General features: G+C 42.2%; 14 protein-coding genes. 5 read left to right on the top strand and 9 right to left on the bottom strand.

Translation table 11 applies throughout. The annotated features are described in order from the left end of the window. Window positions 1–105 precede the first annotated feature (105 nt). The gene (gene mioC / locus BM739_RS14315; RefSeq protein ID WP_076541790.1) at window positions 106–546 is read right to left on the bottom strand and encodes an FMN-binding protein MioC; all 441 of its coding nucleotides are present in this window, start codon (window positions 544–546) and stop codon (window positions 106–108) included. A gap of 180 nt (window positions 547–726) precedes the next feature. On the opposite strand from mioC, the gene BM739_RS14310 reads away from it, so the two are divergent. After that, window positions 727–2,034: a sodium:alanine symporter family protein gene (locus BM739_RS14310; protein WP_254843550.1), complete on the top strand. Its 1,308-nt coding sequence runs from the start codon at window positions 727–729 to the stop codon at window positions 2,032–2,034. A gap of 119 nt (window positions 2,035–2,153) precedes the next feature. Here the strand turns inward: BM739_RS14310 and fghA are convergent, their stop codons facing one another. Further along, a complete protein-coding gene (fghA, locus tag BM739_RS14305) occupies window positions 2,154–2,996 on the bottom strand; it encodes an S-formylglutathione hydrolase (protein WP_076541786.1) in 843 nt (280 codons plus the stop codon). A 77-nt stretch (window positions 2,997–3,073) separates the two neighbouring features. Beyond that, window positions 3,074–4,204 carry an S-(hydroxymethyl)glutathione dehydrogenase/class III alcohol dehydrogenase gene (locus tag BM739_RS14300; RefSeq protein ID WP_076541784.1) on the bottom strand — a complete coding sequence of 377 codons (1,131 nt, stop codon included), beginning with the start codon at window positions 4,202–4,204 and terminating at the stop codon, window positions 3,074–3,076. A gap of 142 nt (window positions 4,205–4,346) precedes the next feature. On the opposite strand from BM739_RS14300, the gene BM739_RS14295 reads away from it, so the two are divergent. After that, a complete protein-coding gene (locus tag BM739_RS14295; RefSeq protein ID WP_076541782.1) occupies window positions 4,347–5,216 on the top strand; it encodes a LysR substrate-binding domain-containing protein in 870 nt (289 codons plus the stop codon). Window positions 5,217–5,247: 31 nt separating this feature from the next. Here BM739_RS14295 and BM739_RS14290 read toward each other — a convergent pair whose 3' ends face one another. From BM739_RS14290 to rpmH, 6 genes are all read right to left on the bottom strand, one after another. Continuing rightward, window positions 5,248–5,859, bottom strand: a complete 612-nt coding sequence (locus tag BM739_RS14290; protein ID WP_076541780.1) for a PolC-type DNA polymerase III — start codon at window positions 5,857–5,859, stop codon at window positions 5,248–5,250. Window positions 5,860–5,867: 8 nt separating this feature from the next. Continuing rightward, window positions 5,868–7,226, bottom strand: a complete 1,359-nt coding sequence (mnmE, locus tag BM739_RS14285) for a tRNA uridine-5-carboxymethylaminomethyl(34) synthesis GTPase MnmE (protein WP_076541778.1) — start codon at window positions 7,224–7,226, stop codon at window positions 5,868–5,870. A gap of 82 nt (window positions 7,227–7,308) precedes the next feature. Continuing rightward, the gene (yidC, locus tag BM739_RS14280; RefSeq protein WP_076541776.1) at window positions 7,309–8,937 is read right to left on the bottom strand and encodes a membrane protein insertase YidC; all 1,629 of its coding nucleotides are present in this window, start codon (window positions 8,935–8,937) and stop codon (window positions 7,309–7,311) included. 3 nt (window positions 8,938–8,940) lie between these two features. Next, window positions 8,941–9,195, bottom strand: a complete 255-nt coding sequence (gene yidD, locus BM739_RS14275) for a membrane protein insertion efficiency factor YidD (protein ID WP_076541774.1) — start codon at window positions 9,193–9,195, stop codon at window positions 8,941–8,943. Then, on the bottom strand, window positions 9,162–9,518 hold the full coding sequence (rnpA, locus tag BM739_RS14270) for a ribonuclease P protein component (protein ID WP_076541772.1): 357 nt from the start codon (window positions 9,516–9,518) through the stop codon (window positions 9,162–9,164). Before rnpA ends, yidD begins: the two co-directional genes overlap by 34 nt. A 16-nt stretch (window positions 9,519–9,534) precedes the next feature. Beyond that, on the bottom strand, window positions 9,535–9,672 hold the full coding sequence (rpmH, locus tag BM739_RS14265) for a 50S ribosomal protein L34 (protein ID WP_011867659.1): 138 nt from the start codon (window positions 9,670–9,672) through the stop codon (window positions 9,535–9,537). A 448-nt stretch (window positions 9,673–10,120) separates the two neighbouring features. Between rpmH and dnaA the strand changes: the two genes are divergently transcribed. From dnaA to recF, 3 genes are all read left to right on the top strand, one after another. After that, window positions 10,121–11,509 (top strand): chromosomal replication initiator protein DnaA, encoded by a 1,389-nt coding sequence (gene dnaA, locus BM739_RS14260; RefSeq protein ID WP_076541770.1) that lies wholly within the window; start codon window positions 10,121–10,123, stop codon window positions 11,507–11,509. Window positions 11,510–11,528: 19 nt separating this feature from the next. Next, window positions 11,529–12,629, top strand: a complete 1,101-nt coding sequence (gene dnaN, locus BM739_RS14255; RefSeq protein WP_076541768.1) for a DNA polymerase III subunit beta — start codon at window positions 11,529–11,531, stop codon at window positions 12,627–12,629. 122 nt (window positions 12,630–12,751) lie between these two features. Next, a complete protein-coding gene (gene recF, locus BM739_RS14250; RefSeq protein ID WP_076541766.1) occupies window positions 12,752–13,834 on the top strand; it encodes a DNA replication/repair protein RecF in 1,083 nt (360 codons plus the stop codon). Window positions 13,835–13,844 lie beyond the last annotated feature (10 nt).

The raw sequence follows: 13,844 nt of genomic DNA, 5'->3' as shown, positions 1-13,844 counted from the left end.
CTTATCCACAAAGTTATGATCGTATTTTGCTTTTTGTGGATAAGATAGGTTGTTATTGTGGGTATAAATAAAGATGTTAACCAAGTTATCTGGTTTTTTAGGGATCTAAATAGAAGATTGCCACTCTGAAAGCCAAGCTAGTGCCGGATCTTCTGGAACAGGATCCTTTTGAACATCAATTTGGATCTTATTCACAAACGGTTTGGCACCTAACTGATCGAGTCTTGAAATTATTTTTTCAGGCCCAAGACAAAAAGTGTCGTAACTTGAGTCGCCAATTGCGCACAAAGCAAATTTTAGCTCACTGAGATCGCTATTTGAGGCCAATAACTGCTGATAAAAAGGCGCTAAATTGTCTGGAAGATCGCCTGCGCCATGAGTTGAACTGACAATGATCCACAGTGATTTAGGGTCAAGATCATCCAAGTTTGCGGCTAAATGAATGCAGCTTTGGTGGCCTATTTCGTTAAGCTGAGCCGCCATATCGTCGGCCACATATTCGGTTCCGCCTTGAGTTGAGCCCACTAAAATGTCTATTTTTGCCATGTTTTATCCTAGATTATTACTGTTAAACGCTACTTATAGGCTTAGTTTACGCCTATTTAGCATTGCACAAAGTGGTTTTTATCCGTATTTTCAATAATTACAATTAACAAAAAATTAACTTTTATTATGTCTCTGGTTTCAATAACGGCTCAAATGGCTGATTTAGCATGGGGGCCTCACATGCTGGTTTTACTGGTAGGTGGTGGGCTTTTCTTCCTGATTTATTCACGTTTTATTCCTTTTCGCTACATTGGCCACGCCATCAATATTGTCCGTGGTAAACATCCTGATAAAGGCGCTGTGGGACATATTAGTCACGCAGGGGCGTTATCCAGTGCCATGGCCGGCACCGTTGGTATGGGGAATATTGGCAGTGTTGCCGTGGCGATTATGGTGGGTGGGCCCGGTGCCATTTTTTGGATGTGGATTAGCGCGATTGTGGGAATGGCGACTAAATTTTTCACCTGTACCTTAGCCATTATGTATCGCGGCAAGGACGAAAATGGTGATGTGCAGGGCGGTCCCATGTACATCATCACCCAAGGTTTAAGCAAAAAATGGCACTTTTTAGCGGTATTTTTTTGTGTTGTTGGCCTTGTTGGTAATTTTCCATTATTCAATGCAAATCAATTAGTGCAGATTATTCGTGAGTGGCTAATTGTCAAACCTGGCTATTTCCCCAGTGATCAATCCACTTTTTGGGTGGATTTAAGCTTAGGGATTGTGGTGATGTTGATCGTTGCCAGCGTCATCTTAGGTGGCATTAAACGTATTGCTTCGGTGGCAACAAAAGTGGTGCCGTTAATGATCCTGATTTATATGGGCTGCGCTTTTTATGTTATTGCTGTCAATATTGCTGATATACCGAGTTATTTTAAGTTGATCATCACTGAAGCATTTTCACTTAATTCGGTTGGTGGTGGCATATTGGGAACCATGTTGATCGGTATTCGCCGAGCGGCTTTTTCAAATGAAGCGGGTATTGGCACTGAGGTAATGGCGCATGGTAGTGCCAAAACCAATGAACCGGTAAAAGAAGGCTTAGTGGCCATGCTGGGCCCTGCTATTGATACCTTATTGGTGTGCACCGCGACGGCAATGATCATTTTAATCTCGGGGGTGTGGCAAGGAAGTGAAGCCGAGGGAGTAAATTTATCTGCGCAAGCTTTTGAGGCTACTATGCCCGGTGTTGGCCCGTATTTACTGATCCTTTGTGTGGTATTTTTTAGTATTAGTACCATATTTACCCAAGCATTTTATGGTGGTCAGTGCTTTGCATTTCTATTTGGACGTAAGCGATTACGCTTTTATCAGCTGTTTTTCTTATTAGCTATTTTGTTTGCTGCCACTGCAACCATTCAAGAAATCGTCAATATTATTGATGCTGCCTATGCCTTAATGGCAATACCAACCATGACTTCGGCAATTTTATTGGCGCCTAAAGTCAGAGCTGCAGCAAAGAAGTATTTTGCTAAACTTGCGGCATAAAATTAACTAACAAGTTGAATTTGAATAAAATAGATAAGAAAAGGGAGTGAATGATCACTCCCTTTTTTATGTCCGGTCATAATACAAGGTGACTTATTTACGACTTGTGGGCTTATTGGTTACTTTATTAAGTGCTTTGCGTGAAAGCGTAAATGATCTTCAATAAAGCTACTGATAAAGAAGTAACTGTGATCATAGCCTTCCTGCATACGTAATGTCAGCGGGTATTGCTGAGCTTTAGCGGCTTCAATTAAGCTTTCAGGTTTTAGTTGTTCAACTAGAAAGTTATCTTCAGTGCCTTGATCCACCAGCATAGGTACTTTAACCATCGAGCTTTTCATTAACTCGCTGCTGTCATATTCAGCCCAGCTTGTTTGATCTGCTCCTAAATAACCGTTAAAGGCCTTTTGTCCCCAAGGGCAATTTATCGGATTACAGATCGGACTAAACGCTGAAATAGATTGATATTGCTGCGGATTTTTAAGTCCTATGGTTATTGCGCCATGACCGCCCATAGAGTGGCCACTGATGCTGCGCATACTCGATACCGGAAAATGCTGCTCAATAAAGGCTGGCAATTCTTTTACCACATAGTCATACATTTGATAGTGGGTATTAAAGGGCGCTTGGCTGGCATTGAGATAAAATCCGGCGCCTAAACCAAAATCATAAGCGCCATTGGCATCATCTGCGACATTTTCGCCGCGCGGGCTGGTGTCTGGAGCCACAATAGCAATACCAAGCTCTGCAGCAACTCGTTGAATGCCAGATTTTTGCATCACGTTTTCGTCGGTGCAGGTGAGGCCTGACAACCAATATAGAACTGGCACTTTTTGCGATGCCGCTTGTGGCGGCAGGTAAATAGCAAAGCGCATTTGGCAATTTAGCGTATCGGAATGATGGCTATATTGTTTTAACCAGCCACCGAACATTTTATTACTACTGACGTTTTCTAAAGTCATTTGATTGATCGCTTATGATAAAAATGCCCTTAGCCTAAGGTTAAGGGCATGATATTAATCCCATACAACAATAAGATTTACTTATCGAAGTGAATGACTGAACGGATACTTTCACCGCTGTGCATTAAATCAAAGGCATCATTTATGCCTTCAAGCCCCATTGTATGGGTAATGAAGTGGTCTAATTTAAATTCGCCATTTAAGTATTGCTCAACAATACCCGGTAATTCACTGCGACCTTTAACGCCGCCAAAGGCGCTACCTTTCCACACTCGACCAGTAACTAGTTGGAATGGACGGGTTGAGATTTCTTGGCCAGCACCAGCAACGCCGATAATCACAGACTCGCCCCAACCTTTATGACAACACTCTAACGCGCTGCGCATCACGTTGACGTTACCGATACATTCAAATGAGAAATCGACGCCGCCATCAGTCATTTCCACAATCACTTCTTGAATTGGCTTATCAAAGTTTTTCGGATTAATGCAATCTGTAGCGCCAAGTTTGGTGGCTAACTCAAATTTTGATTCATTTAAATCAATACCTATAATACGGCTGGCACCCGCCATGGTGGCGCCAATAATGGCTGATAAGCCAATGCCGCCTAAACCGAAAATGGCTACAGTGTCGCCCTTTTGCACTTTGGCTGTATTTAATACGGCGCCCATACCGGTAGTGACACCGCAACCTAATAAACACACCTCTTCTAAAGGCGCATCTTTATTCACTTTCGCCAATGAAATTTCAGGTAATACAGTGTATTCAGAGAAGGTTGAGCAGCCCATATAGTGGAAAATTGGCAGACCATCTTTATAAAAACGGGTCGTACCGTCTGGCATTAAGCCTTTACCTTGAGTTTCACGTACTGCGCTACAAAGGTTGGTTTTACCTGAAGTACAGAATTTACATTTGCCGCATTCTGCGGTGTATAGCGGAATAACATGGTCGCCGACTTGTACGCTAGTGACACCTTCACCCACCATTTCAACAACGCCGCCACCTTCGTGACCTAAAATCGCTGGGAAAACTCCTTCAGGATCGTCGCCCGATAAGGTAAATGCATCGGTATGACAAACACCCGAAGCAATGATTTTTACCATTACTTCACCGGCTTTTGGGTACATAACATCGACTTCTTCAACCGATAATGGCTGTCCTGGTCCCCATGCAATAGCGGCCTTAGATTTCATAAATTGTGCTGACATAGTGTTTGTCCTTTTAACGTTAACCATAAAAGTGGATCTACTTAGTGTAGATGAGGCTCAGTAGATGATGGATCTATTGTATTTATTTTCTGTCAGTTGATAATGGGCTATAAATGCAAATTACTTTTACGAGGTGGTAATAATGTTGCCATGGGAAGGGGTTTACGAGTTTGTGGCTGTGGCTGAAACCGACAGTTTTACCGCAGCGGGTAAGCGTTTAGCGATTTCGACCGCCCAAGTCAGTCGCCAAATCAGTCAAATTGAAAACAGATTAAGCACCAAATTGTTTTATCGCACTACCCGTAAAGTGTCGTTAACTGAAGAAGGGCAAATATTTTATCGTCATTGTCGTCAGGTTATTGATGGTCTTGAAGAAGCTGAGCGGGCAATTAGTAGTTTGCAAAATAAACCCCAAGGGTTAATTAAACTTACTGCGCCTGTGACCTATGGTGAGTCATTTGTGATGCCGATAGTGACTGACTATATGCAGCAACACCCAGATGTTGAAGTGATTTGTGAGTTAACGAACAGGCAGTTAGATTTAGTGGAAGGCGGCTATGATTTAGCGATTAGGTTAGGGCGCTTACCTGATTCGAGCATGATGGCAAAGCGTTTAACCAGCCGTGAGCAGTTTGTTTGCGCAGCCCCTGATTACATTAATCGTTTCGGCGCGCCGTATTCATTATCAGAGTTAACGCAGCACAATTGTTTAGTTGGCTCGCAGCCGCACTGGCATTTTAATGAACAGGGCCAAGTAAGAAGTATTAAAGTGCAGGGGAATTTGCAGTGCAGTAGCGGTATTAGTTTGCTTAATGCGGCCATTAAAGGCTTGGGGATTGTGCAATTGCCAGGTTATTACGTGGCAGAGGCGATAGCAGCGGGTCAGCTTTCGGTTATTTTAGAATCTTATAAGCAGCAACAAGAGGGGATTTGGGCTTTGTATCCTCACAATCGGCATTTGTCACCCAAAGTGAGGTTACTGGTGGATAAGCTCGCCGCAGAATTGCCTTAACGAGCCGTATAATGCGTTAATAAGTTAGCCGTTATAAAGATTGTAAGTAACCACTAACTTGGGCTTTAGGGCGCTTTGAAATCTGGTTAATCAGCTCAAAAGTAATCGCTTTATGGGGGAGTTGCTGTTGCAGCAGCTGCAGTTGATGATTCCATAAATGCGCCGTCATGGTGGCATCGGCTAATGCGCGGTGAAAAACGCCATCATTGGGTAGTTGATGATATTCAACTAAGGTGCCTAATTTATGGTTGGGCGCATCTTGGCTAATGCGGCGCGACAATAATAATGAACAGGCAAATTGACCAGAATATTGTTGCTGACAATGCTCAAACTCGGCATCTAAAAACTTCTTATCAAAGCTGGCGTTATGGGCCACTAAGTTAAAGTCTTCAATAAAATTGGCAAAGCGAGTCATGACTGCTTCACAAGAATCTGCCTCTTTAAGCATGGCATTGGTGATGCCTGTGTAGTTTTCAATAAAGCTGTTTACCGATCGGCCGGGATTCATTAATTCTTGAAAGCTATCGACGATCTCACCATCAATCAGTTTTACCGCACCAATTTCGATGGCGCGATCTGCATTATTAGGTGATAAGCCTGTGGTTTCGAAATCGAGCACGATAACTTTATTTGCCAATGTCATGAGCGATCCTATTTACCAATACAGAATGAGCTAAAGATTTTACCCAGTAGATCATCAGAGGTGAACTTACCGGTAATTTCAGATAGCGCCATTTGGCACATACGTAATTCTTCGGCTAATAACTCACCGGCTAAATACACTTCTAATTGCTCTTTACCCAGTTGTAAGTGACTTGCAGCTAAATCTAACGCTTCTAAATGGCGACGACGGGCAATAAAACCGCCTTCAAGGTTACTTTGATAACCCATTAATGATTTAAGGTGCTGTTTGAGCTCTTCAACCCCGAGGCCTGTTTTCGCTGATATGCGGTAAACGCTGTAGCCATGTTCATCGGTGGTCATTACTGGTTCACCGGTTAAGTCAGCTTTGTTACGAATAACCGTGACACCGAGTTTTTTCGGTAAACGGTCAATAAAATCTGGCCAAATATCGTGAGGATTTACATCGGTGGTGGTGGTGCCATCAACCATAAATAACACTCTATCGGCGGTTGCTATCTCATCCCACGCACGCTCAATACCGATTTTTTCAACGGTATCAGCGGTGTCACGTAAACCTGCAGTATCAATAATATGCAGTGGCATGCCATCAAGGTGAATATGCTCGCGCAGCACATCACGGGTAGTCCCCGCAATTTCAGTGACAATAGCAGACTCTTTACCTGCTAGGGCATTTAATAGGCTTGATTTACCGGCATTTGGACGACCAGCAATCACCACTTTCATGCCTTCACGAATAATTGAGCCTTGTTTGGCACTGGCTTGCACTAAGTCTAATTTGGCGATGATGTTATACAGTGAGTTAGCAATTTTACCGTCAGATAAAAAGTCGACTTCTTCATCAGGGAAATCAATGGCTGCTTCCACGTATAAGCGCAAATTAGTCACTTGCTCGACTAATTGATGCACTTCATCAGAAAACTCGCCCTGAAGTGAGTTTAACGCGCTCTTAGCGGCTTGTTCACTGGTGGCATCAATCAAATCGGCAATAGCTTCAGCTTGGGTTAAATCCAGCTTGTCGTTCATAAAAGCTTGTTCACTGAATTCACCTGGCTTGGCGATACGCAGTCCATCAACTTCCATTACGCGTTTGATCAGCATATCAAGCACAATTTGGCCGCCATGGCCTTGAAGCTCTAATACATCTTCACCGGTAAAGGAGTTAGGTCCTTTAAAAAACAGTGCGATTCCCTGATCAATGACCTCGCCTGACGCGCTTTTAAAATCACAGTAATCGGCATAACGGGTTTTAGGTAAATGGCCTAATACGCTATGTGCGACTGCCGTGGCTTTATCGCCTGAAATACGAATGATACCTACGCCGCCACGACCTGGTGCGGTTGCTTGTGCCACGATAGTGTCTGTCATTGAGGAAAACCTTGTTGAAAATAGTAAAGGAAAAGGCGGCTTAATAGCCGCCTTTGTTGATTATATCAGTTTGAGCTATGACTTATTTTAAGCCTTTTTTCTCTAAACCTGCATAAATAATCTTTTGTTGTGTAATGGCGACTAAGTTACCTACTAACCAGTATAGAACTAGACCGGCTGGGAACCATAGGAAGAACACGGTAAAGATAACTGGCATCCACTGCATCATTTTCACTTGCATCGGATCCATAGTCGGTGCCATTGGTTGCATTCTTTGCATTAACCACATAGACACACCCATTAATAATGGTAATACATAGTAAGGATCTTGAACCGATAAATCGGTAATCCAAAGCATGAATGGCGCATGGCGTAATTCATAGCTTTCTAGTAATACCCAATATAAGGCGATGAAAATAGGCATTTGCAGCAAGATAGGAAGACAGCCACCCATAGGGTTAACTTTCTCTTTCTTATACAGCTCCATCATGGCTTGACCCATTTTCTGGCGGTCATCACCTAAGCGTTCTTTCATCTCAGTCAGTTTAGGCTGCAAGTTACGCATTTTAGCCATTGACGAGTATTGTGCTTTGGTTAGCGGGTATAAAAGACCACGCACGGTTAGGGTAATTAAAATAATTGCCACACCCCAGTTACCCACAAATGATTGATAGAACATCAATAACCAGTGAATTGGAATCGCTAACCACCAAAGGAAACCATAATCTACAACAAGGTTTAATGTTTCAGAAATTTTAGATAAAGCTTCTTGGTTTTTAGGGCCAACATAGAATTGGGCACTAATGGTTTGCTGTGCACCTGGTGCAATATCATGTACTGCGCCGCGGAAACCAACATTGGCTTGGCCGCCAGCACTCATACTGGTAAAAATAGTATTTGAATCAGCTGCAGGTGGCACCCAAGCTGATACAAAGTAGTGTTGTAGCATTGCAGCCCAACCACCGAGTGTCTGTTGGTTAAGGTTACTTTTTGCTATGTCATCAAAGTCATACTTTTCGTAACGCACATCGCTAGTCGAGAATGCTGCACCACGGTAAGTAGGCATCATCATGCTGCTTTCAGATGCTTGTACAGTTTGTTTTATTTGACCATACATTTGCATTTGCAGCGGTGCTGAAGTGGTGTTGTTTACATTGTAATCAACAGTCACATCAAATTGACCACGGGTGAAGGTAAATACTTTGGTATATGCTGCGCCGTTAGCGTCAACATAATTAAGCTGTACTGATAAAGAGTCTTGGCCATCGGCTAACACATAATTTTCAGATTCTGCTGAAAATTGAGCGCGACCATGGCGGCTGCTATCAATACCATCGCGGCCAATAAGACCACTTTGTGAGATGTAATTAAATGAACCATTTTGTTCAAGTATTACGAATGGGTCATCACTGTCGATTTCAACTTTATGATCAACTAATGCTGCATAAACAATATCACCGCCTACTGGGCTGATTTTAATGTCTAGTTGATCTGTTTTCACAGTAATTAAATTTTGTGTAGCAGGTAATTGAACAGGCATGCCTGCATCAGCCTCTGGTACATCGCTAACGTTTTGTGACGCAACATTAGTAGTCTGTGACGTTGTTTGGGCCGCTACTGGTTGCGGGGCTTTATCGTCTTGCCATGCTTGCCACATTAAAAAGCTGACAAAAAGCAGAGCGATAAGCATTAAATTACGTTGAGATTCCATAGCCTATTTGTTACACCTGTCGTTTTTAGGGGGGACGGGATCACTTCCGCCGGGATGTAAAGGGTGACATTTTAGTATGCGTTTCGCCGCAAGCCAACAACCTTTCGCAGTTCCATGCGTTTTTATTGCATCAATTGCATAATAAGAGCACGTTGGATTGAATCTACAGCGGGGTCCCAGCATAGGGCTGATAAAGAGTTGGTAGCCACGAATAGCCTTTGTGGCTAACCATTGTAACGGCGACTGAGTTTGCGCCATAACTTCTCTATTAATTTATGTAAGTCTGCATTTTCCATATCGACCACGCCATTTCTTACCAAGACAACTATATCAAGGTCTGGAATATCATGCTGGTGTAAACGGAAATTAGTTCTTATCACTCGTTTAATACGATTTCGGTCACTGGCATTTTTAACAAAACGTTTTGCGACAGTTAATCCAATACGAGGATGTTGCTCTGAATTTGGAATAGCAAGCAGAGTTATTTCAGCAGAAGATGCTTTGATGGGATTTGAAAATACAGATTTGAATTGCGCGGGAGTTAGCAAACGCAACTCCCGCGTAAAAGCATAGCTAGTCACTATGAATATCTACTGATTAAGCAGATAAACGAGCGCGACCTTTTGCACGACGACGTGCAATCACTTTACGGCCGCCTACAGTGGCCATACGTGCGCGGAAGCCGTGAGAACGCTTACGCTTCAGGTTGCTTGGTTGAAAAGTACGTTTACTCATTTTGGCAATCCGTATATTTAGTAGTTAATAAACCTTACATTCTTGAAATAAGACGCAAGGACAAAAAAGAGGCCGAATTGTAATCACTTTAATCACTACCGTCAACTAGGAAAATGACTATATGAACAATTTTTACCAATTTAACTTTGATCAGTACCCTAAAAATCTACCACAGGATGTGGATAACTCTGTGTACCAACACAATATGTAGTGGATCTAAGATAGTTTTACTAGATCAAAGCCGCGTTATTATAGATCAATGTTGATCGGTTAATAAAGCAGGATCTATGAACAATTCATAATAAATAGATCGATTTTGATCTTCAAAGATCACAGATATCCACATACAATGATCAGCTTGGGGATAAAATTTTTTTTATCGATAGCGATCATTGAGATCTAACGATAGAATACCCCTCCTTCAACAAACGGTATTTAAGGATTTTTAGTGGCGGTTTCACTGTGGCAACAATGTATCGGCAGACTGCAAGACGAATTGTCTGCGCAGCAATTCAGTATGTGGATCCGTCCGCTGCAAGCTGAAATGGATGGTGATACCTTGGTACTTTATGCGCCGAATCGTTTTGTACTCGATTGGGTTCGCGATAAGTACATCAATATCATTAATCAATTTTTCACTGAACAGTTAGGTGGCAATGCGCCTAAGCTGCGTTTTGATATTGGTAGTCGTCCGTCTGCAGCTAAACCTGCGGCGCCAGTGATTGCTGAAATAAAGAAACCTCAAAATACCCATACTAAAGCGCGCGTTAGTACTTCGTTTAATACTCAAGCTGAACCGGTTGAGCATGCTAACCATCGCAGTAACATTAATCCGACTTACCAGTTTGATAATTTTGTTGAAGGTAAATCAAACCAACTGGGTAAAGCGGCTGCACTACAAGTGGCTGAAAATCCAGGTGGCGCTTATAACCCACTATTTTTATATGGTGGCACTGGTTTAGGTAAAACCCATTTATTACACGCTGTTGGTAATGGGATCATCAAAAATAATCCCAATGCCAAAGTGGTTTACATGCATTCTGAGCGCTTTGTTCAGGACATGGTTAAAGCACTGCAAAATAACGCCATTGAAGATTTCAAACGTTACTACCGCAGTGTTGATGCATTATTTATTGATGACATTCAATTTTTTGCCAATAAAGATCGTTCTCAAGAAGAATTTTTCCATACCTTTAACGCTTTGCTTGAAGGTAACCATCAAGTTATTTTAACTTCGGATAAATATCCCAAGGAAATCGATGGTGTTGAAGATCGCTTAAAATCTCGTTTTGGTTGGGGCCTAACCGTTGCCATTGAACCACCAGAACTTGAAACCCGTGTGGCGATCTTAATGCGTAAAGCACAAGAGAGCGGCATTAATCTGCCTGATGAAGTGGCATTCTTTATTGCTAAGCGTTTACGCTCAAACGTGCGTGAATTAGAAGGCGCATTAAATCGCGTTATTGCGAATGCGAATTTTACTGGTAGACCCATTACCATTGATTTTGTCCGTGAAGCATTACGTGATTTACTGGCGTTACAAGAAAAGTTAGTCACTATTGATAATATTCAGAAAACCGTTGCTGAATATTACAAAATTAAAATGGCTGACATGTTATCTAAGCGCCGTTCGCGCAGTGTTGCCAGACCACGCCAAGTGGCGATGGCATTATCAAAAGAGTTAACTAACCAAAGCTTGCCTGAAATTGGTGACGCATTTGGTGGTCGTGATCATACTACCGTATTACATGCATGCAGAAAAATTGCTCAGTTACGTGAAGAAAGTCATGACATTAAAGAAGATTATGCTAACTTGATACGTACTTTATCTTCTTAATATCGGGAAATTGAGACGAATGAAATTTTCAATTGATAGGGATGCCCTATTAAAACCACTTCAGTTGGTTTGTGGCGCAGTAGAAAGACGCCACAACTTGCCTATTTTATCTAATCTACTTGTTGAAGTTAGTGAGGACTCACTTAAGCTAACAGGTACGGACTTAGAGGTTGAGCTTGTTGGTCAAGCTCCCATCCAAGGTGAAGTTGAAGTGGGACGCACCACAGTTCCGGCTAAAAAATTATTAGATATTGTTAAATCTCTTCCTGAGCAAGTTGAAATTAAAATTGAGCAGCAAGAGAACAAATGGTTATTACGTTCAGGCCGTAGCCGTTTTTCACTGGCGACCTTGCCAGCATCAGATTACCCCAATGTTGAAGCCTTTGAAGCTGAAATTGAATTTAGCTTAAAGCAGGGCACCTTGAAGTCGATTATTGACTCAACGCAATTTTCAATGGCAAACCAAGATGTGCGTTATTATCTAAATGGCTTGTTATTTGAAACCGCAGGTAACACTTTAAAGGCCATTGCCACAGATGGTCATCGCTTAGCATTAAGTCATCGTCAAATTGAAACCAGCTTACCTGAGAAGCAAGTGATTGTGCCGCGTAAAGGCGTGGTTGAAATGGCGCGTTTACTTGAAAGCGAAGACAGTGACATTACCATTGCGATTGGTGACAGTGCGATTCGCGCAATTACTGCCAATGCGGTATTCACCAGTAAATTAGTTGATGGTCGTTTCCCTGATTATCGCCGGGTATTACCTAAAGGCGGCACCAAAATTGTGGTGGCTAGCCGTAACCAATTAAAACAAGCGTTAACCCGTGCTTCTATTTTGTCGAATGAGAAGTTCAGAGGTGTGCGTATTCAGCTTGAGCCGGGATTACTGCGCATTACCGCCAATAACCCAGAGCAAGAAGAAGCAGAAGAGATTATCGATGTTGAATACAACTCAGATAACCTCGAAATTGGCTTTAACGTCAGTTATCTATTGGACGTATTAAATAATTTAGCCAGTGATGATGTTAGAATTACCTTAATAGACGGTAACTCAAGCGCGCTAATTGAAAACCACGCAGAAGAAGATTCTATGTACGTGGTTATGCCAATGCGCTTATAAGTAAATAGTCGCTTAAACTCGATTAAGCGCTGTTTAACTATAACGTTTTACCCCAAGAAGGTGCTACATTAAGGCACCTTCTTTCGTTTCACTCTTTTTAAATTAGGGTCTGTTTATCTTCCATGAGTTTAACCCGCCTCAATATCGAACATTTCCGCAATATTTTGTCAGCGACATTAGCGCCAAGTGATGGGCTTAATTTAATTTATGGCGAAAATGGCAGTGGTAAAACCAGCATTTTAGAAGCCATTTATTTTCTCGGCATGGGACGCTCTTTTCGCAGCCATCTGTCTCAGCGGGTTATCAATATTGAGCAAGATCAGCTGACCTTGTTTGCCAAGCTCGATATGCCTAATGGCGAAGCTAAATTAGGCCTTAGACGGTTCCGCAATGGCGACATTGATGTTAAATTTAATGGCGATAATGTGAAGCGATTATCGGTGTTGGCTGAAACCTTACCGATCCAAGTTATCACCCCTGAAAGTTTTTCTTTACTATTTGAAGGCCCAAAAGCACGTCGGCAGTTTATCGACTGGGGCGCTTTTCATGCAGACAGTCATTTTTATACGGCATGGGTGAATACCAGAAGAATTTTAAAGCAAAGAAATCAGCTTCTTAGAGACGGCGCCTCTTACTCAAATATACAATTTTGGGATAAAGAATTGTTGCGTTATGCTGAGCAGGTTACTTCGATACGAAATCAATATGTGGACTCGTTAAATGAGCTACTTAAGGGTATAATCGAAGAGTTTTTACCACGGGTTGATATTAAGGTTTCCTTTACCCGTGGCTGGGATAGCAAAACGGAATTTGCCGAGTTACTTAAAACTCAATATCACCGAGATTTAGCATCGGGAAATACCGGCAGTGGACCACATAAAGCGGATTTACGATTACGCGTTGGCAGCTTACCGGTACAGGATGCGTTATCCCGAGGACAGTTAAAATTATTAGTCTGTGCACTGCGCCTTGCACAGGGTAAATTGCTTCAAAAACAGCAAAACAAGCATAGTATTTACCTAGTGGATGATCTTCCATCTGAGTTAGATGCTCAGCATAGGCAACTATTACTAAAACAGTTAACCGAAACCGGTGCACAAATTTTTGTCACAGCGATTGATCCTGTTGCAATAGTCGATTCGCTGGCTAGCCCACCAAGTAAGATGTTTCATGTGGAACATGGGCAAGTCACGGTAGTTGAATAAAAACGAGAGA

The organism is Shewanella sp. UCD-KL21 (assembly GCF_001957135.1).
Classification (GTDB): Bacteria; Pseudomonadota; Gammaproteobacteria; order Enterobacterales; family Shewanellaceae; genus Shewanella.
The sequence above is the reverse complement of the archived record's forward strand: the minus strand, read 5'-3'. Positions and strand labels throughout refer to the sequence as shown.